Source organism: Accumulibacter sp. (assembly GCF_023806565.1).
Taxonomy (GTDB): Bacteria; Pseudomonadota; Gammaproteobacteria; order Burkholderiales; family Rhodocyclaceae; genus Accumulibacter.
In genome coordinates, this window is record NZ_JAMTDV010000131.1 from 5,286 (window position 1) to 30,266 (window position 24,981).

The window sequence follows — 24,981 nt, forward strand, 5'->3', positions numbered from 1 at the left end:
GAGCAATGGAAGAGCCGCGATTGTAGCGAAGAACATGCGGACGAAGCGCGCCGATGTCGGCCGCGCCCGACTTGCCGGTCGGGGTCGACGGATGGGACGGCAGCGCACGGCAACTGCGCCGGCCGCGCCAGCACCCGCTAGGTGGCCATCGACGGGTATTTGCTGGACAATGCCGGGCAGGCGAAAAAACAACGAACTACGCTGCCGCAGGCGATCCCCATGTCGAATCCGTTCTTCGATCACCCGATCCTCAACTCCCCCTATGAGCGCCCGGCGCGGCATTGGGAGCTGGATGCCTCGGGGCAGCCGACGCAGAAGGTCGTGGAGTCACGCCGGCGGGCCGAGTTCATCACTCCGATCCCGAAGCCGAAGAAGCAAAAGAAGACACCCAGGCAGGAAGCTTTCGTTTTCGACGAGGGCGAGGGCTTATCCAGCAAGACACAGCAGTACGACGCGACCTCGATCATCAACGAGGTGCGGAACCATGTCGATGCCTGGCGTGCGCTGCCGAATCCGAGCCAGTGGCAGGTCACCCCCGAGACTGCGCGGTTGCTGCAGCACTGGCGCCAGCACGGGTTCAGTGCTGTCCGGCCTTTCTTCTGTCAGGTCGAGGCCGTCGAAACGGCGATCTGGCTGACCGAAGTTGCTCCGGGCACCAGGCATGGCAAACGCCTTCTCGACCATCTGACAGCAGCCAACAAGGATGCCAACCCCGAGTTGATGCGATTGGCGCTGAAGCTGGCCACTGGCGCGGGCAAGACGACCGTGATGGCCATGCTGATTGCCTGGCAGACGATCAACGCCGTGCGTCGCCCGACCAGCAGGCATTTCACGCGTGGCTTCCTGATCTGCGCGCCGGGCCTCACGATCAAGGATCGGCTGCGCGTATTGCAACCCAACGATCCCGACAGTTATTACAGGGAACGGGAACTGGTGCCGGGCGACCTGCTCGACGACATGGGCCGCGCCAGGATCGTCATCACCAACTACCACGCCTTCAAGCTGCGCGAACGCATCGAGATTTCCAAGGGTGGGCGGCAACTGCTCCAGGGCCGCACCGGCGACGAGATCGTCACCACCGAAAGCGAAGGCCAGATGCTGCAGCGCGTGCTGCCCGAGCTGATGGGCATGAAGAACATCCTGGCGATCAACGACGAGGCGCATCACTGCTACCGCGAAAAGCCGCCAGAATCCGACGACGAGGAACTGAAGGGCGACGACCGGAAGGAGGCCGAGAAGAACAACGAAGCCGCCCGCCTGTGGATCTCCGGACTGGAAGCAGTCCATCGCAAGCTCGGCCTGTCGCGTGTCATCGATCTCTCCGCCACGCCGTTCTTCCTGCGCGGCTCGGGTTACGCCGAAGGCACGCTGTTCCCCTGGACGATGAGTGACTTCTCGCTGATGGATGCCATCGAATGCGGCATCGTCAAGCTGCCGCGCGTGCCGGTGGCGGAGAACATCCCCGGCGACGAACTGCCGGTATTCCGCAACCTGTGGGAGCACATCCGCAACGACATGCCGAAGAAAGGGCGCGGCGCGAATCAGGAACTCGACCCGCTCAGGCTGCCGACCCGGCTGCAAACCGCGCTGCAGGCGCTCTACGGTCACTACGAAAAGACCTTCCGGCTCTGGCAGGGCGCCGGCATCAAGGCGCCGCCCTGCTTCATCGTCGTCTGCCAGAACACCGCCATCTCGAAGCTCGTTTACGACTTCATTTCCGGCTTCCAGCGCAAGAACGACGACGGCACCTCGACACTCGAAAACGGTCGCCTGCCGCTGTTCCGCAACTTCGACGAAACCACCGGGAACCCGCTGCCGCGACCCAATACCCTCCTGATCGACAGCGAACAACTCGAAGCCGGGGATGCGCTGGACGAGAGGTTTCACGACATGGCCGCCGACGAAATCGCGCGCTTCCGCCGCGAGATCGTCGAGCGCACCGGCGATGCCCGCGCCGGCGACAAGCTCACCGATCAGGAACTGCTGCGCGAAGTCATGAACACCGTCGGCAAGGCCGGACAACTCGGCGGCTCGATCCGCTGCGTGGTCTCGGTGGCCATGCTCACCGAAGGCTGGGACGCCAACACGGTCACGCACGTGCTCGGCATTCGCGCCTTCGGCACGCAACTCCTGTGCGAACAGGTGATCGGCCGCGCGCTGCGCCGCCAGTCCTACGAACTCAACGAGGAAGGCCAGTTCGACGTCGAATACGCCGACGTCTTCGGCATCCCCTTCGACTTCACCGCGAAACCCGTCGTCGTCCAGCCGCAGCCGGCGCGTGAAACGGTGCAGGTCAAGGCGATTCGGCCGGACCGCGACGCCCTCGAAATCCGCTTCCCGCGCGTCGAAGGCTACCGCGTCGAGTTGCCGGAAGAGCGCCTGCAGGCCAGTTTCAACGAGGAATCGACCCTCACCCTGACACCGGACCTCGTCGGGCCGACCGAGACGCGCACCGAGGGCATCATCGGCGAGGGCGTCAATCTGACCGTCGAACATCTGGGCGACGTTCGATCTTCCACCTTGCTGTTCCACCTCACGCAGCGGCTGCTCTATACGAAGTGGCGCGACCCGGGCGAAGAACCGAAGCTGCATCTGTTCGGCCAGCTCAAGCGCATCGCGAAGGAATGGCTCGACCACCATCTGGAGTGCAAGGGCGGCACCTACCCCGCGCTGCTGATGTACCAGGAACTGGCCGACATGGCCTGCAACAAGATCACCGCCGCCATCACCCGGCAGTTCCTTGGCGAGCGCCCGATCAAGGCCCTGCTCGACGCCTATAACCCCAGCGGTTCGACGCGGCATGTGCGCTTCAACACCGCGAAGCCCGACCGCTGGGAGACCAGTTCCCGCCACTGCCACATCAACTGGGTGGTGCTCGACAGCGATTGGGAGGGCGAATTCTGCCGTGTGGCCGAAGCGCATCCCAAGGTGCGTGCCTACGTCAAGAACCACGGCCTCGGTTTCGAGGTGCCCTACCGCTACGGATCGGAAACGCGCCAATACCTGCCCGACTTCATCGTGCTGGTCGACGACGGCCGCGGGCCGGACGACCTGCTGCGGCTGGTCGTCGAAATCAAGGGTTACCGGCGCGAGGACGCCAGGGAAAAGAAATCGACCATGGACAGCTACTGGGTGCCCGGCGTCAATCACCTGGGCAGCTACGGGCGCTGGGCCTTCGCCGAGTTCACCGATGTCTTCCGGATGCAGGACGACTTCGCCAGAAAGGTCGAGGCGGAATTTGCGAAACTGATCGACAGCGTGGCCGGCGAATGATGCGCCATCGTGCAAGAAACTTTACTTGTTCGGCAGGATATGTATATCAAAGCCGAATTTCGTATGCGCATTGCGCGGGACATACCGCGCTCAAGGGCGGTGGCGGCCGTGTGGTCTATACGCCGCCGCAAGACCCCGGCGCCATCCTTGCTCTGATGACCGATCTCGAACGCTTCATCAACGACGACGCGCTTTTCGATGCCGATCCGCTGGTCAAGATGGCACTCATTCATCACCAGTTCGAAAGCATCCACCCCTTTTACGATGGCAATGGCCGCACCGGCCGCATCGTCAATGTGCTCTATCTTGTCAGGCAAGGCCTGCTCGACATCCCGGTGCTCTACCTCTCCCGCCATATCGTGCGCACCAAAGCGGACTACTACCGCCTCCTGCAGGAGGTTCGCGAGCGCGATGCCTGGGAAGAATGGGTGATCTACCTGCTCGCGGCCGTGGAACACACCGCCGCCGAGGGCATCGCCACCATCCAGGCCATCAAGACGCTGTTCATGGACTACAAGCACCGCATCCGCGCCGAGCATCGCTTCTACAGCCAGGATCTGATCAACAACCTGTTTTCCTACCCCTACACCAAGATCGAATTTGTCCAGAGCGATCTCAAGGTATCGCGCCTGACGGCCACCAAATACCTCGACGCACTGACGGCCACCGGCCTCCTGCACAAACGCAAGGTCGGACGCAGCAACTACTACATCAATCTGCCGCTCTACGGCATCCTCACCGGCGAAGCCTTGCCGGCCGAGGGAGGATGACACCATGGCCAAGCAACCCACCACGAACAAGAACGTCGACGCGATCACCCACGACGACGCCAGGCGCAGGAACATTCCTACCGCCGAATACCAGTCGGTGCTCGACGAGGCGCAGAAGAACCCCAGGCAGGTGCGCTACCCGAGGAACACCGACCTCGACCCGCAACTCGTCTGGCGCGGCAAGGACGAGCAGGACTGGAGCGACCTCGTCGTCCATGCGCCGCCGCTCTACATTCAGGAGAAGGTACACCCGAAGGCGCTGATCGACGAACTGCTGCGCGAGACGCGGGAGCGCGCGCACGAGCAGGGCCAGATCACGCCGGACCTCTTCGCCGATTTCAACGGCATCCCGGCCGGAGTCGACAAGACCGAGTTCTACCAGCACGACCAGAACTGGACCAACCGCATGATCCTCGGCGACAGCCTGCAGGTCATGGCCAGCCTCGCCGAGCGCGAAGGACTGCGCGGCAAGGTGCAGTGCATCTACTTCGATCCGCCCTACGGCATCAGATTCAACAGCAACTTCCAGTGGTCCACCACCAGCCGCGACGTCAAGGATGGCAATGCCGGGCACATCACGCGCGAACCGGAGCAGGTCAAGGCCTTCCGCGATACCTGGCGCGACGGGATTCACTCCTACCTCACCTATCTGCGCGACCGCCTGACTGTGGCGCGCGATCTCCTGACCGATTCGGGGTCGATCTTCGTGCAGATCGGCGATGAGAACGTGCATCGGGTTCGGGCGGTGATGGATGAGGTGTTTGGGGATGAGAACTTCGTAGTCCTTATCACCGTCCAAAAAACCGGCGCACAGCCAAGCGAACTTCTTCCAGGTGTCGCCGACTACATCATTTGGTACGCAAAGAGCATCATCCAAGTCAAATCACGAATGCTCCACCGGGCGAAGGAACAAGGCGTGGGTCACGGCAGTGGTGGTCGGTATACGCTGACCGACGATGAAGGGCATTGGTACCGCCATACGATTCTCACGTCATCTCGCCCACCGGGCAGTTTTCCTGTCACGTTCGAGGGTAAGACATACGTCCCCAAAGGGCGTTACTGGACAACCGGGGAGGCAGGTTTTGCAAAGCTGATTCGAGCTAATCGAATCGAGTCATCTGGCAAGATGATTAACTACAAGCGATTCATCGAGGATTTTCCTGCGTATCCGCTCACGTCCATATGGACGGAAGTTGCCGGTAGCCCCGACAAGTTGTATGTCGTTCAGACAAGTCCGGCAGTTGTTCAGCGCTGCATCTTGATGGCCACCGACCCCGGCGACCTCGTTCTCGATCCCACCTGCGGCTCCGGTACCAGCGCCTACGTCGCCGAACAATGGGGCCGCCGCTGGATCACGATTGATACCTCGCGCGTCGCGCTGGCGCTGGCCCGCGCCCGCATCATGGGCGCGCGCTATCCTTACTATCTGCTCGCCGACTCCCGCGAAGGGCAGTTGAAGGAGGCCGAGGTCAGGCGCACGGCGCCGAGTTCGCAGCCGACCCACGGCAATATCCGCCATGGCTTCGTCTATGAGCGGGTGCCGCACATCACGCTGAAATCCATCGCCAACAACGCCGAGATCGACGTGATCTGGGAGCAATGGCAGGAAAAACTGGAGCCCTTGCGCGGTCAACTGCAAAAAATGCTCAAAAATGACTGGCAGGAATGGGAAATTCCGCGCGAAGCCGGCAAGGACTGGCCGGACGCGGCCAGGCAGGCGCACGCCGACTGGTGGCAGGCGCGCATCGCCCGGCAGAAGGAAATCGACGCCTCGATCGCCGCCCGGGCCGAATTCGAATACCTCTACGACAAGCCCTACGAGAACAGGAAAGCGGTGCGCGTCGCCGGCCCGTTCACCGTTGAGAGCCTCTCCCCGCACCGCATCCTGGGAGTCGATGAAAACGACGAATTGATCGACACCCTGCGCCAGCAGGAGGCGAAATACGCGCCGAAGCAGTCCTTCCCGCAAATGATCCTGGAGAACCTGAAAACCGCGGGCGTGCAGCAGGCGCACAAGGAAGACCGCATTGCCTTCACCTCGCTCGTCGCCTGGCCGGGCGACCTGGTCTGCGCGGAAGGGCGCTATACCCTCACCCCCGGCCCCACTCCCGCAAACGGGAGTGGGGAGCAGGAACCCTCTCCCTCCGGGAGAGGGCAGGGTGAGGGCAGGATGGAGAAGCGCGCCGCCATCTTCATCGGCCCCGAATTCGGCACCGTGCAGCGCGCCGATCTGGTCGAGGCGGCACGCGAAGCCGCCGATGCCGGTTTCGACGTGCTGATCGCCTGCGCCTTCAACTTCGATGCGCACACCACCGAGTTCGCCAGGCTCGGCAGGCTGCCGGTGCTCAAGGCGCGCATGAACGCCGACCTGCACATGGCCGAAGACCTCAAGAACACCGGCAAGGGCAACCTGTTCGTCATCTTCGGCGAGCCGGACATCACGCTCCTGCACGAAGACGACCTGCTGCGCGTCAAGGTGAATGGCGTCGATGTCTTCAAGCCGCAGACCGGCGAGGTGGTGAGCGACGGCGCCGACGGCATCGCCTGCTGGTTCATCGACACCGACTACAATCAGGAGAGCTTCTTCGTCCGCCATGCCTACTTCCTCGGCGCGGGCGACCCCTACAGCGCATTGAAGACGACCTTGAAAGCCGAAATCGACGTGGAAGCCTGGGCTTCGCTCCGCCGTGACACCTCGCGCCCGTTCCCGAAACCGAAATCCGGGAGAATCGCGGTGAAGGTGATCAATCACCTGGGCGATGAGGTGATGAAGGTGTTCCGCGTGCGATGATTCGGAAGCAGACGACCTTGGAAAAATCGAGTACCCTCCAATACCTCGCCGCTGGAGTGGCGGTTTTGTATCGACGACATGATCGACGCTGCCCGTAAGGTCTGCGGAGTCGCATCGCGCTCACGCCCGCCGGAGCGGTCCGCGCGGCGTGCTAAAATCCCTGCCATGGAACTCCAGATCAATGGCGAAAGCCGCCAGTTTCCCTCGTCGCTGACCGTCGCCGAACTGGTGGCGGCGCTCGATCACGCCGGCAAGCGGATCGCCGTCGAACGCAACGGCGAGATCGTCCCGCGTGGTCTGCACGGCGAGACGCTGCTGACCGACGGTGATCGGATCGAAATCGTCGTTGCCGTTGGTGGGGGTTGAGAGTTTGTGAAGAAATCGTCGCGAGCAGGCCGAGATGCTGGGCGCGAGCGAGCAAACGACGCCACATATCATGTAGATAGGCGAGGGCGTAGGCGGGGTTTCGCGCAGCCTGCTGCGCGCCGCCGGAGCCGGCCGGCTGTGCAAAGCCGGCCGTGGGGGAGCGAGTGAGCAACGCCGCAGATCGGTCGCGAAGTAGATTTATTCACAAGCTCTAAGCCTCATTGACCCGCTTGCAAGTGAAAAAAACATGCAATCTTCCCCACACACCCTGACCGTCGCCGGCAGAACCTATCGTTCGCGCCTGCTGGTCGGTACGGGCAAGTACAAGAACTTCGCCGAAACGCGTGCGGCGATCGATGCAGCGGGCGCCGAGATCGTCACCGTCGCGATTCGCCGCACCAACATCGGCCAGAACGCGGGCGAGCCGAATCTGCTCGACGTGCTGCCGCCGTCACAATTCACCATCCTGCCGAACACCGCCGGCTGCTACACGGCGGCGGACGCGGTGCGCACGCTGCGCCTGGCGCGGGAACTGCTCGACGGTCACGCGCTGTGCAAGCTCGAAGTGCTCGGCGATCCGAGCAGCCTCTTTCCGAACATGCCGGAGACGCTGAAGGCCGCGGAGACGCTGGTGCAGGAGGGCTTCGAGGTGATGGTCTACTGTGCCGACGACCCGATCCAGGCGAGGATGCTCGAGCAGATCGGCTGTGTCGCGATCATGCCGCTGGCCTCGCTGATCGGCTCCGGGATGGGCATCCTCAACCCCTGGAATCTGCGCCTGATCATCGACAACGCGAAGGTGCCGGTGCTCGTCGATGCCGGTGTCGGCACTGCCTCGGACGCGGCGATCGCGATGGAACTCGGCTGCGACGGCGTGCTGATGAACACGGCGATCGCGCACGCGCGCGATCCCGTGCTGATGGCCGGCGCAATGAAGAAGGCCGTCGAGGCCGGGCGCGAGGCCTTTCTCGCCGGGCGCATGGCGCGCAAGTATTATTCGGCCGATCCCTCGTCACCGACCTCCGGCCTGATCGGATCGTAGCGATGGACGGTCAGGAGACCGTGTATACCGCCGGGCGGGCGGGCCACATCCGCAGTTTCGTGCTGCGTCAGGGGCGCCTGTCGAACGCCCAGCAGCGCTATCACGCAACGATGATGGCGAGCATCGGTGTTCCCTACGCGAGCTCGCCGCTCGATCTCGATGCGCTGTTCGGACGCCATGCGCCGCGGATTATCGAAATCGGTTTCGGCATGGGCGAGACCTCGGCAGCGATTGCCGCAACGCATCCCGAAATCGACTACCTCGGCATCGAGGTGCATACGCCCGGCGTCGGCAGTCTGTGCAAGCGGGTTGCCGAGCTGGAACTGCAGAATGTGCGCATCGTCCAGCACGACGCGGTGGAAGTGCTGCGCGACATGCTCGCGCCCGCTTCACTCGCCGGCGTGCATGTCTTCTTCCCCGACCCCTGGCCGAAGTTGCGCCACCACAAGCGGCGGCTGCTGCAGGCGCCCTTCGTCGCGCTGCTCGCCAGCCGCCTGCAGCCGGGTGGGTACCTGCACTGCGCCACCGACTGGGAAGACTACGCGCAGCAGATGCTGGCAGTTCTTTCCGCCGAGCCCTTGCTGGAGAACACGGCGAGCGGCTACGCGCCGCGACCCGAGCATCGGCCACAGACGAAGTTCGAGCAGCGGGGGCTGCGGCTGGGACACGGCGTTCGCGATCTGGTGTTTCGCCGGCGGCTCGCATCACTCTAGGCGGAAGATGACCGGCAGGATCATTTCTCGTGAGTGGCCCCAGTTCACTCTGCCCATGGCGTAAGCCGCCTTCACTGCCGCCCGGTCGAGGATCGCATGGCCGCTGCTGACGGCGACGCTCACGTCGGTGATGCTGCCATCGTCGGCGACGAGGAGCAGCAGGCGGACTTCGCCCTCGATGCCACGGGCGACGGCTTCGGGCGGGTAGTAGAGGTGTTGCGAGAGCTTGCGCTGGGCCGCTTCGACCTGCCGTTTTGCCGTGGTCGGCGCGGGCGATGGCACCTTTTGGGCAGGTGGCGTGGCGGACGGCGAGGGTTTGCGCGGTGTCGGATCGGTGCCGAGCGTGTTCTTCAGTAGCGGCTCGTCGTCGGCGTGCGCCGGCTTGTCCGGCAGACGGAGCGAGGCCTGCAGCGGCGGCGAGACCGGCGCTGCGGGGAACCGGATGGCGTCCCAGAACAGCACGACGGCGTGCAGGACGAGCGAGATGGCAACAGCGGGAATCAGGCGAGACGGCATGGGCTCGCCATTGTGCAGCAAAAGCGCGCGGCCGGCACGACAGGACGGCTTGCCGTAGGTGCAGGGAGGACGTGTGAGACATTGGATCGAAGTACTTCGCTGCTGGGCGCTGGCCTGCCTGATCGCCACGTCGGTGCAGGCGGCGCCGCCGGACCCGATCACTTTCGAATATGCGATCGAGCGTGATGACCTGCGCACCGTCCGGCGCTGGCTCGACGAGGGATTGCCGCCGGATTACGAGGCGGCGCACATCGGTACGGGATTGATGGTCGCCGCCTGGCATGGTCGGGTCGAACTGATGGCCCTGTTCGTCGAGCGCGGCGCCGACCTGCGGCGCAGCAACCGGCACGGCGAACAGGCGCTGCAACTGGCCGCCTGGGGCGGCCATCAGGAAGCCGTTGACTGGCTGCTCGCGCACGGGGCGCCGCTCGATCGCGGCGGCAGGCAGTGGAGTGCGCTGCATTACGCGGTTTTCAACGGCCACGAAAAGGTGGTCAGCGATCTGCTGGCGCGCGGTGCCGATGTCAATGCGCGCGCGCCGAATGGCGCGACGCCACTGATGATGGCGGCACGCGAAGGACACGAGGGTCTGGCGCGGACCCTGCTCGAGGCGGGCGCCAACCCCCGGTTGCAGAGTGAGTGGGGCGATAGCGCGCTGACCATGGCGATGCGCTACGATCACCTGCGCCTGGCGAAGATGATCTCTTCGCCGGAGGAATTCGCGATCGCGGTCAAGGCGCCGCCCGAGAGCTTTGGTCCGGCGACGCGCTCGGCAGCGGTCCCGGCGTCGGTCGATGCGATCCTGCGGGAGATCCGTGCGGCCGAGGCCGAAGGGAGGCCGAGCGAAGAACTGCACCAGAAGCTTCGTGCCGCGGTCAATGAGTTGCGGCGCAGCGCGGCGCCAGCGGTGGCGAATCGGCCGATGCCGCGCCCCTACGTTCCGCGCTCGATGGTGATCACCGCGCGGCGGGCACAGCCCGGTGCCGAGCGCGCGCAGTTGCTGGTCGATGGCGCGGGTGGCGGGCCGCCGGGGACGCCGAGCGGATCGGCAGCCGGCTCGTCGCCGGCGGCGAAAACGACGAACCAGGCTGCCGCGACAAAGGCGCGCAGTCTGGCGGCCTCGCAGGCGTCGGATCTGCTGCGCCAGATTCGCGTCGCCGAAGCGCAGGGACAGCCCAGTGATCAGCTTCGCCAGCAGCTGTATCAGGCAGTCGAGGCGATGAAACCGTAGGCTGACGGCGAACTCCGCGCCGGGGTCTAGTCGTGCTCGACGAGGAAGCGCTGCAGCAGCCGGTTGAGAAAGCGGCGCCCGTGATCGCTGGCGGCGATACGTAGCTGATGGCGTTCGAGCAGGCCCTCCTGCTCGGCCTGACGCAGCGTGGTTTCGATGGCGAGCAGCGGCTGCGCGGTGCGCGATTCGAAGAGCTGCGGGTCGAAACCGTCGATCAGGCGCAGCGCGTTGAGCATGAACTCGAACGGCAGGTCGGCGGCGGCGACGGCGAACTCTTCCTGCACCGGCGCTCCGGACGCAGCCCGGGCCAGATACTGCTCCGGTCCTTTCCAGCGCATCTGGCGCAGCACGCGATCGTGCAGCGTCAGCTTGCTGTGTGCGCCGGCGCCGATTCCCAGGTAGTCGCCGAACTGCCAGTAGTTCAGATTGTGCCGGCAGTGCTTCTCCGCTTTCGCGAAGGCCGAGATTTCGTAATGCCGGTAACCGGCGACCGCCAGCCGGGCTTCGATCGCGTCCTGCATGTCGGCGCAACTGTCCGCATCGGGCAGGTTCGGTGGCCTGGCCGCGAAAGCGGTGTTGGGCTCGATGGTCAGTTGATAGCACGACAGGTGCGGGGGCGAGAAGGAGAGCGCCGTGGCGAGGTCGGCGAGCGCTTCGGCCGGCGTCTGCCCGGGCAGACCGTACATCAGATCGACGTTGAAGTTGTCGAAGTGGCTGGCGGCGATTTCGATCGCCCGGCGCGCCTGGCGATCGTCGTGGATGCGCCCGAGCGCCTGCAGGTGCCGTCGCTCGAAGCTCTGGACGCCGAGCGACAGGCGGTTGATGCCGGCGGCACGAAAGGCGGCGAATTTGGCGGCTTCGACCGTTCCCGGGTTGGCCTCGAGCGTGATTTCCGCGCCGGGGAGGAAACGCAGGCGGCTGCGCAGTGCGGCGAGCAGTTGGTCCACTCCCTCCCCCGAGAGCAGGCTCGGCGTGCCGCCGCCGAAAAAGACGCTGTCGATCCGGCGCCCCCAGACCAGCGGCAGAGCGCTTTCCAGGTCGGCGATCAGGGCCGCGAGATAGTCGCTCTCGGGCACGGCAGCGGTTCTCCCGTTGCCGCCTGTTGGCAGCGCGTGCGAATTGAAGTCGCAGTACGGGCACTTCTGCACGCACCACGGAACATGCACGTAGAGCGAAAGCGGCGGCGCACTGCGGAACAGCGGCTGCTTGCCGGTCAGAGCCGGCAGCTGCTCGTGTGCCAACAGCGGAATGAACGTCCGGCCGCTGCCGCCCGGCATCAGCGCCGCGCTTGCAGGCGCTCGACGAGACGGGCCAGCGCCTGCCCGCGATGCGAACGACGGTTCTTGTCGGCGGCGTCGAGTTCCGCGGCGGTCTTGTCGAGATCGCGGAGGTAGAACAGCGGGTCGTAACCGAAACCGTCGTCGCCGCGTTCCTGCCGGAGGATCTCGCCGTGCCATTCTCCCTCGGCGATGATCGGTTGTGGGTCTTCGGCGTGGCGAACGAATACGATCACGGAAACGAAGCGCGCACTTCGCTGGCGCTCTTCGCCGAGTTCGGCGAGCAGTTTGGCGTTGTTGCGGGCGTCGGAACGCGGCTCCCCAGCGTAACGGGCGGACTGCACGCCGGGCGCGCCGCCAAAGGCGTCGACGCACAGGCCCGAGTCGTCGGCGAGTGCGGGCAGGCCGGTCTGCCGTGATGCGTGGCGGGCCTTGGCCAGGGCGTTTTCGACGAAGGTGCAGTGCGGTTCGTCGGCTTCGGCAACTCCGAGCTCGCCCTGGGGAACGAGTTGCCAGTCGAGCGGCGCCAGAATCGCATCGAGTTCCTTGAGTTTCTTGGCGTTGTTCGAAGCGAGAACGAGTTTCATCGGGCAAGCACCTCTTTCTGGTGAGCGATCAGTTCGCCGATCCCGGTCTCCGCAAGGTCCAGCAACTCGTTCATCTGGCGGCGGGTGAACGGGTCGCCTTCGGCCGTACCCTGGATTTCGACGATGCCGCCACAGCCGGTCATGACGACGTTCATGTCGGTGTCGCAATTGGCGTCCTCGGCGTAGTCGAGGTCGACGATCGGTGAACCCTGATAGATCCCGACGGAGACGGCAGCGACGTGGTCCCGCAGCGGGCTCTCGCCGAGCTTGCGCTTGTCGACCAGTTGCTCGCAGGCATCATGGAGCGCCAGCCAGGCACCGGTGATGGCAGCGCAACGGGTGCCGCCATCGGCCTGCAGCACGTCGCAGTCGAGCGTGATCTGGCGTTCGCCGAGCGCCTTGAGGTCGGTCACCGCACGCAACGCGCGGCCGATCAGTCGCTGGATTTCCTGGGTACGACCGCTCTGCTTGCCCTTGGCCGCCTCGCGACCGGTGCGCGTATGGGTCGAGCGCGGCAACATCCCGTACTCGGCGGTGACCCAGCCCCTGCCGTTGCCGCGCAGAAAGGGAGGTACGGATTCTTCGACGCTGGCGGTGCACAGCACGCGCGTGTCTCCCATTTCGATCAGGACCGAGCCTTCGGCGTGACGGGTGAATCGGCGGGTAATCTGCACGCTGCGCAATTGCGAGGCGTGGCGGTGGCTGGGGCGCATGTGGCTTCCTATCGCGAGTACTTCTGGATGGTCGAGCGGATCTCTTCGATGGCCCGTTCGATTTCCTCTTCGGTGAGGTCGGTCTTGCCGCCTGGCTGGCGTCCGAATTCGTCGATTCTCTTGGTCACCGAATCGCGCGGCATCGTTCTCGTCGAGATCAGTCCGCGCCCGCTCCCGTTACCGCTACCGCTGCCACTGTCGGCGCCGTAGGTGTCTCCCCAGCGCACGGCGATCATCGACAGATTGTCGGCGTGCGGGCCGCCGCGTGCTTCCGCCTGCCCCAGCAGCACCGGCACCGCATCTGCCGGATCGGTGGTCTTCAGCGAAACGGCCAGAATGTCGGCCGGCAGCACGCTCCATACCCCGTCGGTGCACAGCACCAGCACGTCACCCGTTTCCAGCGTCGCTTTGCGCGAATACTCGATTTCCGGCTTCTGCTGGCCACCGAGACAGCCGTAGATCTTGTTGCGATCGGGGTGTCCCGGCATCTGCTCTTCGCTGATCACTCCCTGGTCGACGAGCAGGCGCACGCGCGAATGATCCCGGGTCTGCGCCAGCACGCGGCCATTGCGCAGCAGGTACAGACGCGAGTCGCCTGAATGCGCCCAGTAGGCGACACTGTTCTGCACGACGCAGGCGACACAGGTGGTGCGTGGCGAGTCGAGCAGGCGATGCTGGCCGGCAAAGTCGAGGATCGCGCGATGAGCGTTGAGCATTCCCTTCTGCAGAAACATGAAGGGATCTCGCATGCGAGGCTTGAACTCGCGTGGAAACGCGTCGGTCAGCGTCTGCACGGCGATCTGCGCTGCGACTTCGCCATAGTAGTGGCCGCCCATCCCGTCGGCGACGACCATCAGCAGGGCTTCTCGCGAGTAACAGTAGGCCAGCCGGTCCTCGTTGTTGGCGCGCATGCCGGTTCGGCTTTCCTGGTAAATCGTGAACTTCATAAGCCTCTGGATTTCCTGAATTTCCCGACCACCTGCCCGAGCCAGTTATCCTTCTGTTGTGGGCTCGGAGAGGGTGGGGGGAGGGGATCGACGGGTTCGGTGAGCGCCTTCTGCAGTGCGAAGACGCTTTGCGGGCGGTAACGATGGTTGAGGCAGAGGCACCAGTCGATGGTTTCGAGCAACTGGTCCGAGTACTGACCTTCCCAGCGCACCATGGCAGGGATCATCCGATCCTTTTCCAGACGGTTGTTGGCCGGTTGCGGCGTATTGCCGGAGATGCAGGCGTACATGGAAGCGCCGACGCTGTAGATGTCGCTCCACGGGCCGAGCAGGTCGCGCTGGGTGTAATGCTCGGGCGAGGCGAAGCCGGGCGTATACATCGGCTTCAATATTGGCGTGTCACAGGCCAGGGTCTGGCGTGCTGCACCGAAATCGATCAGGACCGGGATGTGGCTGTTGCGCATGTAGATGTTCGACGGCTTGATGTCGAGGTGCAGCAGCCGGTGCGAATGCACCTCACGTAAGCCATTGAGCATCTTGGTGAAGACATTGCGCAGAAAGTTTTCGGTCACCCCGGAGCGGTTCTTCTGGATCAGTTCCTGCAACGTGCGGCCGCTCTCGTATTCCATGACCATATAGACCGTTTCGTTGGCACGGAAGAAATTCAGCACGCGGACGACGTTGGGATGGGAAAGACCGGCGAGCGCGCGGCCTTCCTCGAAAAAACACTTCATGCCGTAGCGGAAGGCGGATAGGTGATCCTCGGAGATCTGAGGCGCCGTCTGCCCCTCGCGGCGCAGGGCCAGGGTGTTGGGCAGGTACTCCTTGATGGCGACGCGATGTCCCTCGGCGCTGGTGGCCACGTAAACGATGGAAAATCCACCCAGCGAAAGCTGGTGCTCGATGCAGTACTCATCGAGCTGGAAACCGGCAGGGAGGGGGTGGTTAGCTTGTGGCGACATCCTTGTCAGGGCTATGATTCGCTTATCTAACCATTTTCCGGTGTTTCAGGGTGAAGTGTAAAGCCACCTGCCGACCCACATGAGTCACATGTCACGAATCCGATGATTGTCAGCATGACCGGCTATGCCGCCAGGACCCGCACCATCGCTGGTGGCAGCCTGCATATCGAACTGAAAGGTGTGAATTCCCGCTACCTCGACTGCCAGTTTCGCGTTTGCGACGAGTTGCGGGTGGTCGAACCGGCGCTGCGCGAATTGATCGCCTCGCGAGTCTCGCGTGGCAAGCTCGAATGTCGCGTCAACTTCGCAACGGCCAGCGGTGACGGGCAGCCACCGAGTCTGAATACGGAGCTGCTCACCAGGCTCGCTTCCTTCGACCGCCAGATCCGGCAGGTTCTGCCCTCTGCTGCTCCCCTAGCGGTCAGCGACGTATTGCGCTGGCCGGGAATTTTCGGTGACCAGACCGTCGACGTCGAAACGGCGGTCCCGGCCTGTCTTGCACTCGCTGGCGAAGCTCTCGACGATTTCGCGGCGAGCCGGGCGCGTGAGGGAGAGAAGCTGGCTGCCGTCATTCGCGAGAGGGTAGACCGCATGCGCGCCCTGGCGCGCGAAATCGAACCGTGCATCCCGGCGGCGCAGGCGATGTTCATCGAGAAACTTCGGCAGCGATTGTTCGACGCGGTGCAATCGGTCGACGACGAACGAATCCGTCAGGAAGTCGCCGTTTTCGCCGCACGCATCGACGTGGCCGAGGAACTGGCGCGCTTGTCGACCCATCTCGACGAGGTCGAGCGAGTGCTCAAGGCTGGCGGTGCGAGCGGCAAACGCCTCGACTTCCTGATGCAGGAACTCAATCGCGAAGCCAATACCCTGGGTTCCAAGTCGATGGTCGCCGATATGTCGCAAGCGGCGATCGAGTTCAAACTGTTGATCGAGCAGATGCGCGAGCAGGTTCAGAATTTGGAATAGACTTGCTGACCGAACCTGGCTCACGGTTGCCGCTGCGGCAATCGCCGTGGACCGGAGCCAGTCGGTGACGAAGCTCGCGATGCGTGCCTGTCGGAAGCTATCCGCCGTGCCGTCAACATCATGCCAGACCGAATCGTGCGCCACCGACTCGAATCGACCCGCAGCCCGCCGCTGCCGGTCAATCCGGCGCGAGATTGCGGTAATGCAGCATCCGCAAGTATTGCGCAACCTCGTCGATGTCCTCGCTGCTCCATCCCAGCCCTGCAAATTCCTGCCAGCGGCGAACCTCCCGGCGCAGACTCCGCGTGTCGGTGACGGCTTTCCGGTCGCGCCAATGCACATTGGCGTCGTGGCAGGCCATGCAATGGGTCGAATACAGCAGTTCGCCGCGCGTCGTCGCGGGTGGCGGCACATCGATTGCCGCCAGAACGGTGCCGCAGACCAGCGCGGTGCCCGCAAACGCGATCGGGAGAATGTTCATTGGTCGCTATTCGACCGGCACCTTCCGGCCTTTGGCCTCCGGAGCCTTGGGCAGGGTGACTTCGAGGACGCCATCGTTGAAAGCGGCTTTCGCAGCTTCCGCATTGACTTCCGAAGGCAGCCACACGCTGCGCGAGAAGACGCTCGAACGGATTTCGCGCCGCCGGTAATCGCCTTTTTCCTGCTCTTCCTCTTTCCTGCTCTGCGCTTCGATGGTGATCGAGTCTGCCGCGAGCGAAACGGAGATGTCCTCCTTTTTCACACCCGGCAGTTCTGCCCGCACCACGATCTCGTTCTCTCTTTCGATGAGATCGACCGCCGGCGCACGCATCTCCGCAAGACCCGCCCAATCGCGTTCAAAAGGCCGCATCCAGTGGCCCAGCGACAGGCCACCCATCATCCGGTCCATGAAGCGCTCCATTTGCTCGAACCGCTCCTCGAAGCTTCGGAAGGGAGCAAGTGCGCCCGGTCGTACGGCAACCGATTTTCCCCCCTTCTCTTCCTTCGCTGTCGCCTTGTCTTCCTTGTCTGCCATGACAATCTCCTTGTTGCAGCTGTCGCCGCAGAGCTTGCGTGCCAGTGATCGCACGCGCCCTGCCGACGAATTTCTGTGCGAATGACGATGAACCCGGAACTGCGCGATGGTTGTCCACTCTCGCCGGTATTGCTGAAGCAGCGCGGCCAACCCGGCACGTTCCCATATCCAGAATAGTGGCGGAACTGCCGAAGTCAAGGCCCTTCTGCCTCGCTTGCCGGAATGCGCCACACGGCCGGCAGATGGGGAGAAGGTGCGGGCTGCCGCAGCCGGGTCCAGTCCCGAAATTTCACTGTCATCGCTTGGCCCGACATGGTAGTCTTGAAATTCCTGTTATGGAGGGAATGAAAATGACTATTGCAACCGGTTTCGGCAGACTGCGGTGTACGGCTTCGGCGGCCTGTATTGCCCTGCTGATGACCTGTAGTACTGCTGGTGCGGCGGAAGTGCCGCTGGTCGATGGTTCGCAGTGGACCACCTCCAGCGACGACGTCAAGAAAGCCTATCTCGTCGGCCTCGCGAACCTGGTGCAGGTCGAGGCGGCGTACTACGCGGACAATCCAGCGGTCGCCGAGCGGGGCTTTTCGCCACGAGTCGCCAAGGGCATGCGGGGGCAGACGCTCGGTAGCGTAATGGAGGCGCTCAATGCATGGTACGCGGCGCATCCGGAGAGCCTGCAGCGGCCGGTGGTCGAGACCATCTGGTTTGAACTGGTCGTGCCGGCGCTGCCGAAGACCAAGTGAGGAGACGAGCGATGGAAAGAACTGGATTGGCGTTGGTAATCGCCGCGGTATTGGCGGTCATGGGATGTACCAACATGACGCCGCGCGAGCAGGGTACAGTGAGCGGGGCGGCGATTGGTGCCGCGGCAGGTGCCGGCATTGCGGCGATTTCGGGGGGTAGCGGCTGGACCGGAGCGGCGGTTGGTGCCGTTGTTGGTGGCACGGTCGGCAATATCAAGGGTAAGCAACAGCAGGGGTACTGAGTTCGTGGTGCCGGGCTCGCCGTAACTTCGGCCGGCCCGCTTCTTTTCCGAGGAGCCGCGGCGGCGGCTCTTCTTATTTGGTGATCGCGTTGTTGCGACCGGAAAACTGGTCGCTCATGCGAAATGCCGCATCGCTGAACTGGCCCTGAGGCTTTTCGCTGCAGTAGCGGTTGACGAACTGCTCAACCGTTCCTGCCGAGATTGCCGACACCTGCTGGCTCTGATTTGCGTAGTTGTGGCCGGAGAGAACGCCGCGTACCCAGGCGACGTAAATCGCACGCTGGTCGGCATCGTCCTTCGACGCCGACCAGGCGCGACATGACATGTCGTCAAACCCGACGATCTTCAGGGGCACGGCGGCGTCAAGCGCTGCCAGCGGCAGCGCGCCAAGCAGCAGAAGAGCGCCGAGCCGAATCAGTTTGCATCGAGACATTCACTTGCTCCTCGCAGACTCAATCTGGCAGGCCGCAATTCTCGTCGGTAAAGCCGGGCGAGTCCATGCCCCCGCGCGGCATCTCCCGGACGTGGCGGGGCTGCCACCCCGTCCGGGAGGGTCGATCAGCATCTGGCGAGGGTAACGCCGCGCAAAAGGTCGCCGATTGCCCGTCGATAGCACCGTGTGACGCGTACAATTGGCGCCTTGCCTTCCTGGAAGAGAAGCATGAGCGGGCATCTCTACATTGTCACGGCGCCATCGGGCGCCGGCAAGACGACGCTGGTGCGCCTGCTGAGCGAGAACGATCCCGGCATCCGCGTGTCCATTTCTCACACTACGCGCGCGCCGCGTGTCGGTGAGCGAAATGGGTTGGAGTACCACTTCGTGGCCGTCGACGATTTCCTCGGTATGACCCGGAACAATGAATTTCTCGAGTGGGCAGAGGTGCATGGCAGCCATTACGGTACCGCACGACGGGGCGTCGAAACTGCGCTGCTGGCGGGAAACGACGTCCTCCTCGAAATCGACTGGCAGGGGGCGCAGCAGGTGCGGAAGCAGTTCCCGGAGGCGATCGGCATCTTCATCCTGCCGCCATCGCTCGTCGACCTCGAACGCCGCCTTTGCGCGCGCGCGACCGACAGCGCCGAAACGATCGCCCGGCGTGTTGCCGCCGCCCGCGAAGAGATACGCCATTTGGCCGAATTCGACTATGTTATTATCAATGATGACCTGCAGCGCGCGCTGCAAGATCTGTCCGCGGTGGTTCGCGCCACCCGACTCTGCTACGCTGCGCAGCGCCAGCGCCATTCCATCCTGTTTGCAACACTGCTCTGATTTCCCCGGGAGGTCCGCATGGCAAGAGTAACCGTAGACGACTGTCTGCACCGCATTCCGAATCGTTTCCAGATGACACTGGCGGCGACTTATCGCGCCCGTCAGATCACCGCTGGCGCATCACCGCTGGTCGACGCCGGCCGCGACAAGCCGACGGTGATCGCGCTGCGTGAAATCGCCGGTGGCCGGGTGGGTCTGGAGGTACTCAACCGCGGTCAGGCCTGAGCTCGATCGCACGATTGCGCAGTGCGTGATCATGGACCCTCCGGTTGACGGGAGTGAATCCTCCACGGCATCGCCGGTGACCGAAGCCGCGCTGGTGCTTGCCGATCCCGAGGAAGATCCGGCGTATCAGGTCTTCATCGACAGCCTGAGCTATCTGCCGCCGGAAGAAGTCGACTGCGTGCGCGAGGCGTATCGCTTCAGCGAGCACGCACATCGCGGACAGAAGCGCCTGTCCGGCGAACCCTACATCACCCATCCGCTGGCCGTCGCCGGGGCCATCGCGGAGTGGCAGATGGACGTCGAGGGCGTGGTGGCCGCGCTCCTGCACGACGTCATGGAGGATACCAGGGTCGGCAAGAGCGAGATCGCCGAGCGCTTTGGCAAACCGGTGGCCGATCTCGTCGATGGCCTGTCGAAGCTCGACAAGATCGAGTTTCAATCGCACGAGGAAGCGCAGGCCGAAAATTTTCGCAAGATGTTGATGGCCATGGCCCGCGATCTGCGCGTGGTGCTGATCAAGCTTGCCGATCGTCATCACAACCTGCAGACGATGGCCGCGGTGCGTGCCGACAAGCGCCGCCGTATCGCGCGCGAGACCCTCGAAATCTACGCGCCGATTGCCGGGCGACTCGGTCTGAACAACATGTTCCGTGAGCTGCAGGACCTGTCCTTCAAGCTCATCTACCCGATGCGGGCGCGCGTTCTGGCGCGTGCTCTCAAGGCAGCTCGCGGCAACCGGCGCGAGCTCCTGTCGCGGATTCTCGACGGCATCAATGGCAGGCTGCAGGAAGCGAATGTCGAGGCGCGCGTCTTTGGTCGCGAAAAGAGCCTCTATTCGATCTATCGCAAGATGCTCGACAAGCGCCTGTCATTCTCGCAGGTGCTCGACGTGTATGGCTTTCGCGTGCTGGTGAAGGACGTCCCTACCGCCTATCTGGCACTCGGCGCACTGCACGGGCTGTACAAGCCGGTACCCGGAAAGTTCAAGGACTACATCGCGATTCCCAAGCCCAACGGCTACCAGTCACTGCATACCACGCTGATCGGTCCGCATGGTACGCCGTTCGAGTTGCAGATTCGTACCGAGGCAATGGAGACGGTGGCGCAGGAAGGCATCGCCTCGCACTGGCTGTACAAGGACAGCGAGACGCTCGGCGCCGATCTGCAGCAGAAGACGACCAAGTGGTTCCACTCGCTGCTCGACCTGCAGAGCGCGAGTGGCAATTCTTCCGAATTTCTGGAGCACGTCAAGGTCGATCTCTTCCCGCACGAGATTTACGTGTTTACCCCGAAGGGCAAGATCATCGCCTTGCCGCGTGGGGCGACGGCGGTCGACCTGGCTTACGCGGTGCACACCGACATCGGCAATCATTGCGTCGCCGCCCAAGTCAATTTCAAGCCGCAGCCGTTGCTGGCGGAATTGACCAACGGCGACCGGGTCGAAATCGTTACCGCTGCCGACGCGCATCCGAACCTGGCCTGGCTCAGTGTAGTCAGGACTGGCCGCGCGCGCAGCAAGATCCGCCATTATCTGAAGAGCGTCCAGCACGACGAATCCACGGCGCTCGGCGAAAAGATGCTCGACCAGGAATTGCGGGCGCTCGGCGTGGCCGCCTCGGATCTGCCGGTGTCGAGTTGGAAGAATGTGCTGCGCGACTCCGGCAACAAGCTGATCAAGGAGGTCTATACCGACATCGGTCTGGGTTTTCGCCTGGCAGGTGTCGTCGCCCGGCGCCTGCTGGCGCGCGAGGAAAGCTCACCGCCGATCGAGAAACAGCCCGCTTCGCTGGTGATTCGCGGTACCGAGGGGATGGCCGTTCAGTTCGCGCCCTGCTGCCAGCCGATTCCGGGCGATCCGATCATTGGTTCGCTGTGGAAGGGCAAGGGTCTGGTCATCCATACCCACGATTGCCCCGCGATCCGCAAGGCGCGCAGTGTCAAGCCGACGAAGTGGATCGACGTCGAGTGGGAACCGGAGCCTGGCAAATTGTTCAGTGTACGCCTGCTGGTCATGGTGCATAACACGCTTGGCGCGCTCGGGCGGATTGCCACCGAGATCTCGCGTTCGGGAACGAACATCGAGCACGTCAATATGGAGGACAAGCATCCGGGCATGTACACCACGCTGCATTTCACCGTGCAGGTCGCCAGTCGCACTTCCCTGGCGCGTCTGATGCGCAGTCTGCGCCGTATTCCGGAGGTTGTCCGCATCACGCGGGATCAGGGGTTGACTGCTTGAAGCTCGTCGTGCTCGGCGCCGGCGTCGTGGGAGTCAGCAGTGCGTGGTATCTGGCCAAGGCCGGCCATCAGGTGACGGTGCTCGAACGCCAGTCGGCTGCCGGGCTGGAAACGAGCTTCGCCAATGGAGGCCAGATTTCCGTTTCGCACGCCGAACCATGGTCGAACCCGCACGCACCCCTGCGTGCTCTGGCGTGGATGCGGCGCGAGGATGCGCCGCTGCTCTTTCGCCCGCGTCGGGACGCCGCCCTGCTCGACTGGAGTCTGCGCTTCCTGCGCGAGTGCACGCCGCGGCGAACGCGCGAGAACATGCGGCAGATCGTCACCCTTGCCCTCTACAGCCGTCGCCAGCTGCAGGCCCTGCGCGCCGAGACCTCGCTCGCCTACGATCATCTCGAACGGGGCATCCTGCACGTATATACCGATCGCCGCGAGTTCGCGACCGCGATCCGGGCGGCCGCCGTCCTGCGCGAGTTTGGTTGCGAGCGACGAGCCGTCAGCGTCGATGAGTGTATCGCGATCGAGCCGGCGCTGGCTGCGGCGCGTTCGCTGCTGGTTGGCGGCGACTTCACGGCTGCCGACGAATCAGGCGACGCGCATCGCTTCACGCAGCAGCTGGCGGCGCTGTGTGTCGAACGCGGCGTCGTTTTCCGCTATGGCGTCGCGGTCGACAGGCTGACCCCCTCCGGTGGACGGGTGAGCGCGGTAACGGCCGGCGGCGAGTCGTACCATGCCGACGCCTACGTCGTCGCGCTCGGCAGTTACACTCCCCTCCTGCTGCGCCCGCTCGGCCTGCGCTTGCCGATCTATCCGGCGAAGGGGTATTCGGCGACGCTGCCGCTTGGCGCCGACAGCATCGCGCCGAGTGTCAGCCTGACCGACGACGGTCACAAGCTGGTCTTTTCGCGCCTCGGCCAGCGCCTGCGCATCGCCGGCACCGCGGAGTTCAACGGCTACGACCGCGAACTCAACAAGGTGCGCTGCGCCGCGCTGATGAATCGGGCAAACCAGCTTTTCCCGGCTTTGCGGCCGGCTGGCGAACCTCAGTTCTGGTGCGGCCTGCGCCCGGCGACGCCGTCCAACGTGCCCTTGATCGGGCGTTCGGCAATTCCCAATCTGTATCTCAACAGCGGTCACGGCACGCTCGGTTGGACGATGGCCTGCGGATCGGGCGCTGCCCTGGCCGACATCGTCAGCGGCCGTACGCCCGAGCCGTCGTTTCGATTTCTCTGAGTCTGCCGCGGGCGAACGATGTGCATGCGAGACGCCCGCCGCTTCTCCCCCGGCGCTGCACGCTGTCCGGTGGCGTGCGGTCGACGCTGATCCGTCGTCATGCTGACCGATACCCATTGCCACCTCGCCGCGGCCGAATTTGCGGCGGATCGCGGCGAACTGGTGGCGGCGGCGCGAGCAGCCGGGGTATCGCGTATCGTCGTTCCGGCCGTCGAGCGGGCGAACTTCGCCGAAGTGCGTGACTGTTGCACGCGCTACGCCGGATGCGCGCCGGCGTACGGGATCCACCCGCTCTGCGTGGCGCAGGCGGACGAAACGCAGCTCGCCGATCTGCGTGACTGGATCGCACAATCTGCGGCCGGGCCGCAACGGGTGGTGGCAGTGGGGGAGATCGGCCTCGACTTTTTCATTGCCGAGCCGGATGTCGAACGGCAGGAGCACTTTTTCGTCGAACAACTGAAAATTGCGCGCGATGCACAGTTGCCGGTGCTGCTGCACGTCCGCCGCGCGGTCGATCGGGTGCTCAGGAATCTGCGCCGGATCCGGGTACCGGGTGGCATCGCGCACGCCTTCAACGGCAGTCGCCAGCAGGCCGACGAGTTCATCGGGCTGGGTTTCAAGCTCGGCTTCGGCGGTTCGCTGACCTTTCGCGGATCACGGCGGATCCGCGAGCTGGCGGCTGCCCTGCCGCTGGCTTCGATCGTGCTCGAAACGGACGCTCCGGACATGCCGCCGGCCTGGCTGGGCGGCAGCCGGAACACACCCGCGCAGTTGTCGGGGATCGCCAGAATGCTCGCCGAGTTGCGCGGAATCGATGTGGCCGATCTGGCGATGGCGACGTCGGTCAATGCCGGGGTGGTGCTCCCTCGGTTGCGTTCGCTCGATTGATCGGTTAGGGTACGGCCTGACGGCCCCGGGCCAGCCACTCTGTGCAGCGTGGTCGGGCGACGGGCCAGCACAAGAATAATCCGTGGCCAGGCTCACCAATATTCGAAAGGCATCGTGCCGAAGGTCGGCGCCCTCCCCATGAAAAATCGCTTCGAACCCCCCGTTGCCGCCTGCGTCGCGGTCAAGAAGGCGCTGCCGAGCGTTCCCCACTATCTGCAGGCGCATTACTGGTGGGCCTATGTTCATCCGCGAGCGGTGCATGTCTTCGAACGGCAGTGGCTCGTCAATCTGATTCTCTGGGGAAACTACAAGCGCCTGTGCAACGCGGTGCTGCAAGCGTATGGCAACCATCTGCCCGGGCGTACGCTGCAGATCGCCTGTGCCTATGGCGATCTGACGCCGCGCCTGGCCGCCTGTGTGGCTCCGGGGGGAGCACTGGAAATCATCGATATCCTCCCGATCCAGCTGGAGAATCTCGCTGGCAAACTGGCTGCCGCCGCCCCGATCAAGCTGCACTGCATGGATTCCGCGGCGCTGACGTTTGCCGACGCGAGTTTCGACCGGGCCTTGCTGTTTTTTCTCCTGCACGAACAGCCGCAGGCAGTACGTGAAAGGACGTTGGCGGAAGCGTTTCGGGTGGTCCGCCCCGGCGGTACGCTGACCATCGTCGATTATGCGCCGCCGAGCCGCTTCAACCCGTTGCGCTATTTCTGGACGCCGGTTCTCGATCGGCTCGAACCATTTGCCCGTGACCTTTTCAGTGAGGAAATCGCCGCCTGGTTGCCGAAGGACCGGAATTTCTCCCGGGTCGACGAGCAGCGCTTCTTTGGTGGCATGTATCAGATGTTGACGCTCAAGGTTGCCGAAGCACGACCGATCGGCAAGCCGGCGAGTCGATAATCGGCTGGCCCTGCCGGAATTTTCTGCCAGGGCTTCTCGGACGTTGGTCGTGCCGGGGGATTCCCGGTGC

25 protein-coding genes and 1 pseudogene are annotated in these 24,981 nt (G+C 64.0%); 16 read left to right on the top strand and 10 right to left on the bottom strand.

Annotation, left to right across the window (positions count from 1 at the left end):
- Nucleotides 1-219 precede the first annotated feature (219 nt).
- Both NFV80_RS15645 and NFV80_RS15650 read left to right on the top strand, forming a co-directional pair.
- Entirely contained in the window at nucleotides 220-3,273 is a 3,054-nt protein-coding gene (locus NFV80_RS15645) for a BPTD_3080 family restriction endonuclease (RefSeq protein WP_295331105.1), read from the top strand.
- Between the two features lie 83 nt (nucleotides 3,274-3,356).
- Nucleotides 3,357-4,043 (top strand): annotated as a pseudogene (locus tag NFV80_RS15650) (Fic family protein); the annotation flags it as partial.
- Here NFV80_RS15650 and NFV80_RS17500 read toward each other — a convergent pair.
- Entirely contained in the window at nucleotides 4,009-4,428 is a 420-nt protein-coding gene (locus NFV80_RS17500) for a hypothetical protein (protein WP_366143442.1), read from the bottom strand. The pseudogene NFV80_RS15650 and the gene NFV80_RS17500 overlap by 35 nt on opposite strands.
- A gap of 21 nt (nucleotides 4,429-4,449) precedes the next feature.
- Here NFV80_RS17500 and NFV80_RS15655 point away from each other — a divergent pair, with 21 nt between their 5' ends.
- The 4 genes from NFV80_RS15655 (at nucleotide 4,450) to trmB (ending at nucleotide 8,955) form a co-directional block, all read left to right on the top strand.
- Nucleotides 4,450-6,834 carry a site-specific DNA-methyltransferase gene (locus tag NFV80_RS15655; RefSeq protein WP_366143443.1) on the top strand — a complete coding sequence of 795 codons (2,385 nt, stop codon included), beginning with the start codon at nucleotides 4,450-4,452 and terminating at the stop codon, nucleotides 6,832-6,834.
- Between the two features lie 165 nt (nucleotides 6,835-6,999).
- Complete coding sequence (gene thiS, locus NFV80_RS15660; protein ID WP_295331110.1) at nucleotides 7,000-7,200, top strand: sulfur carrier protein ThiS; 201 nt, start codon at nucleotides 7,000-7,002, stop codon at nucleotides 7,198-7,200.
- Nucleotides 7,201-7,447: 247 nt separating this feature from the next.
- On the top strand, nucleotides 7,448-8,242 hold the full coding sequence (locus NFV80_RS15665; RefSeq protein ID WP_295331111.1) for a thiazole synthase: 795 nt from the start codon (nucleotides 7,448-7,450) through the stop codon (nucleotides 8,240-8,242).
- 2 nt (nucleotides 8,243-8,244) lie between these two features.
- Entirely contained in the window at nucleotides 8,245-8,955 is a 711-nt protein-coding gene (trmB, locus tag NFV80_RS15670) for a tRNA (guanosine(46)-N7)-methyltransferase TrmB (RefSeq protein ID WP_295331112.1), read from the top strand.
- On the opposite strand, the gene NFV80_RS15675 is transcribed toward trmB, so the two are convergent.
- Nucleotides 8,947-9,471: an energy transducer TonB gene (locus tag NFV80_RS15675; RefSeq protein ID WP_295331114.1), complete on the bottom strand. Its 525-nt coding sequence runs from the start codon at nucleotides 9,469-9,471 to the stop codon at nucleotides 8,947-8,949. The genes trmB and NFV80_RS15675 overlap by 9 nt on opposite strands.
- 73 nt (nucleotides 9,472-9,544) lie before the next feature.
- Here NFV80_RS15675 and NFV80_RS15680 point away from each other — a divergent pair, with 73 nt between their 5' ends.
- Nucleotides 9,545-10,702, top strand: coding sequence for an ankyrin repeat domain-containing protein (locus NFV80_RS15680; RefSeq protein ID WP_295331116.1), 1,158 nt, complete (start codon nucleotides 9,545-9,547; stop codon nucleotides 10,700-10,702).
- Nucleotides 10,703-10,728: 26 nt separating this feature from the next.
- On the opposite strand, the gene hemW is transcribed toward NFV80_RS15680, so the two are convergent.
- The 5 genes from hemW to NFV80_RS15705 are packed head-to-tail and all read right to left on the bottom strand — an operon-like array spanning nucleotide 10,729 to nucleotide 15,188.
- The gene (gene hemW, locus NFV80_RS15685; RefSeq protein WP_295331117.1) at nucleotides 10,729-11,979 is read right to left on the bottom strand and encodes a radical SAM family heme chaperone HemW; all 1,251 of its coding nucleotides are present in this window, start codon (nucleotides 11,977-11,979) and stop codon (nucleotides 10,729-10,731) included.
- Nucleotides 11,979-12,566, bottom strand: a complete 588-nt coding sequence (gene rdgB, locus NFV80_RS15690; RefSeq protein WP_295331118.1) for an RdgB/HAM1 family non-canonical purine NTP pyrophosphatase — start codon at nucleotides 12,564-12,566, stop codon at nucleotides 11,979-11,981. The genes hemW and rdgB overlap by 1 nt, the downstream gene beginning before the upstream one ends.
- The gene (gene rph, locus NFV80_RS15695; RefSeq protein WP_295331119.1) at nucleotides 12,563-13,279 is read right to left on the bottom strand and encodes a ribonuclease PH; all 717 of its coding nucleotides are present in this window, start codon (nucleotides 13,277-13,279) and stop codon (nucleotides 12,563-12,565) included. The genes rdgB and rph overlap by 4 nt, the downstream gene beginning before the upstream one ends.
- A gap of 8 nt (nucleotides 13,280-13,287) precedes the next feature.
- Nucleotides 13,288-14,226 carry a PP2C family serine/threonine-protein phosphatase gene (locus tag NFV80_RS15700; protein ID WP_295331120.1) on the bottom strand — a complete coding sequence of 313 codons (939 nt, stop codon included), beginning with the start codon at nucleotides 14,224-14,226 and terminating at the stop codon, nucleotides 13,288-13,290.
- The gene (locus tag NFV80_RS15705; protein ID WP_295331121.1) at nucleotides 14,223-15,188 is read right to left on the bottom strand and encodes a serine/threonine-protein kinase; all 966 of its coding nucleotides are present in this window, start codon (nucleotides 15,186-15,188) and stop codon (nucleotides 14,223-14,225) included. The genes NFV80_RS15700 and NFV80_RS15705 overlap by 4 nt, the downstream gene beginning before the upstream one ends.
- 102 nt (nucleotides 15,189-15,290) lie before the next feature.
- Here NFV80_RS15705 and NFV80_RS15710 point away from each other — a divergent pair, with 102 nt between their 5' ends.
- Complete coding sequence (locus tag NFV80_RS15710) at nucleotides 15,291-16,157, top strand: YicC/YloC family endoribonuclease (RefSeq protein WP_295331122.1); 867 nt, start codon at nucleotides 15,291-15,293, stop codon at nucleotides 16,155-16,157.
- 178 nt (nucleotides 16,158-16,335) lie between these two features.
- Here the strand turns inward: NFV80_RS15710 and NFV80_RS15715 are convergent, their stop codons facing one another.
- The gene (locus NFV80_RS15715) at nucleotides 16,336-16,638 is read right to left on the bottom strand and encodes a hypothetical protein (RefSeq protein WP_295331123.1); all 303 of its coding nucleotides are present in this window, start codon (nucleotides 16,636-16,638) and stop codon (nucleotides 16,336-16,338) included.
- Between the two features lie 6 nt (nucleotides 16,639-16,644).
- A complete protein-coding gene (locus NFV80_RS15720) occupies nucleotides 16,645-17,172 on the bottom strand; it encodes an Hsp20/alpha crystallin family protein (protein ID WP_295331124.1) in 528 nt (175 codons plus the stop codon).
- 350 nt (nucleotides 17,173-17,522) lie between these two features.
- Here NFV80_RS15720 and NFV80_RS15725 point away from each other — a divergent pair, with 350 nt between their 5' ends.
- Complete coding sequence (locus tag NFV80_RS15725; protein ID WP_295331125.1) at nucleotides 17,523-17,915, top strand: hypothetical protein; 393 nt, start codon at nucleotides 17,523-17,525, stop codon at nucleotides 17,913-17,915.
- 11 nt (nucleotides 17,916-17,926) lie between these two features.
- Complete coding sequence (locus NFV80_RS15730; protein WP_295331126.1) at nucleotides 17,927-18,157, top strand: YMGG-like glycine zipper-containing protein; 231 nt, start codon at nucleotides 17,927-17,929, stop codon at nucleotides 18,155-18,157.
- Between the two features lie 73 nt (nucleotides 18,158-18,230).
- Here the strand turns inward: NFV80_RS15730 and NFV80_RS15735 are convergent, their stop codons facing one another.
- Complete coding sequence (locus NFV80_RS15735) at nucleotides 18,231-18,590, bottom strand: hypothetical protein (RefSeq protein ID WP_295331127.1); 360 nt, start codon at nucleotides 18,588-18,590, stop codon at nucleotides 18,231-18,233.
- Between the two features lie 228 nt (nucleotides 18,591-18,818).
- On the opposite strand from NFV80_RS15735, the gene gmk reads away from it, so the two are divergent.
- The 6 genes from gmk (at nucleotide 18,819) to rquA (ending at nucleotide 24,911) form a co-directional block, all read left to right on the top strand.
- Complete coding sequence (gene gmk / locus NFV80_RS15740; protein ID WP_295331128.1) at nucleotides 18,819-19,427, top strand: guanylate kinase; 609 nt, start codon at nucleotides 18,819-18,821, stop codon at nucleotides 19,425-19,427.
- Nucleotides 19,428-19,445: 18 nt separating this feature from the next.
- A complete protein-coding gene (gene rpoZ, locus NFV80_RS15745) occupies nucleotides 19,446-19,652 on the top strand; it encodes a DNA-directed RNA polymerase subunit omega (RefSeq protein ID WP_295331130.1) in 207 nt (68 codons plus the stop codon).
- A gap of 31 nt (nucleotides 19,653-19,683) precedes the next feature.
- Nucleotides 19,684-21,891, top strand: a complete 2,208-nt coding sequence (locus NFV80_RS15750) for a bifunctional (p)ppGpp synthetase/guanosine-3',5'-bis(diphosphate) 3'-pyrophosphohydrolase (protein ID WP_295331132.1) — start codon at nucleotides 19,684-19,686, stop codon at nucleotides 21,889-21,891.
- Nucleotides 21,888-23,123 carry a D-amino acid dehydrogenase gene (locus NFV80_RS15755; RefSeq protein ID WP_295331134.1) on the top strand — a complete coding sequence of 412 codons (1,236 nt, stop codon included), beginning with the start codon at nucleotides 21,888-21,890 and terminating at the stop codon, nucleotides 23,121-23,123. The genes NFV80_RS15750 and NFV80_RS15755 overlap by 4 nt, the downstream gene beginning before the upstream one ends.
- 99 nt (nucleotides 23,124-23,222) lie before the next feature.
- On the top strand, nucleotides 23,223-24,011 hold the full coding sequence (locus NFV80_RS15760) for a TatD family hydrolase (RefSeq protein ID WP_295331135.1): 789 nt from the start codon (nucleotides 23,223-23,225) through the stop codon (nucleotides 24,009-24,011).
- A 138-nt stretch (nucleotides 24,012-24,149) separates the two neighbouring features.
- Nucleotides 24,150-24,911: a rhodoquinone biosynthesis methyltransferase RquA gene (gene rquA, locus NFV80_RS15765; RefSeq protein ID WP_295331136.1), complete on the top strand. Its 762-nt coding sequence runs from the start codon at nucleotides 24,150-24,152 to the stop codon at nucleotides 24,909-24,911.
- Nucleotides 24,912-24,981: the final 70 nt, after the last annotated feature.